Genomic DNA, 536 nt, shown 5'->3' with positions numbered 1-536 from the left:
CCGGTCAAAACCATCGGCCATCGAATTTCGCGCATTGAAGCCCACAATCTTGGTGAGCGCCTCGATATTGGCTGCGGACCCGTCGAACTTCATGACATCGCGGGGCCGGTGAACCGGATGCTCGACAGGCTTCAACGTGCATTTGCGCAACTCTCGCAGTTCTCGTCCGATCTGGCGCACGATATGCGCACTCCGCTCGCCAACATGATCAGCGCATCGGAAATCACTCTTTCGCGTGAGCGATCCACCGAGGAGTACGAAGCACTGATCGACTCGAACATCGAAGAATGCCAGCGCCTTCAACGGATGATCGAGACCATGCTGTTCCTCGCGCGAGCAGACCATTCAAAGGAACTGCTTCGGCCGGACGTACTCGATTGCCATGAAGAGTTCGCAAGGCTCACCTCGTATTTTGAAGGAGTGGCCGAGAACAAGGGCGTCCATTTCGCCATCGACGGCGCGACCCAGGTTCGCGCCGATCCGTCGATGCTTCGACGCGCCCTCAGCAACCTGGTATCGAACGCGCTTGCGCATGC

1 protein-coding gene is annotated in these 536 nt (G+C 58.0%); it reads left to right on the top strand.

The window, feature by feature from the left end; translation table 11 throughout:
* Positions 1–536, top strand: a 536-nt coding sequence (locus tag P0D89_RS53935) for a histidine kinase dimerization/phospho-acceptor domain-containing protein (RefSeq protein WP_408379818.1), incomplete at both ends; no start/stop codon positions are given.

The organism is Paraburkholderia sp. RL18-085-BIA-A (genome assembly GCF_046027075.1).
Classification (GTDB): Bacteria; Pseudomonadota; Gammaproteobacteria; order Burkholderiales; family Burkholderiaceae; genus Paraburkholderia.
Note: the sequence above shows the minus strand (reverse complement) of the source record. Positions and strands in the feature narration are given on the sequence as shown.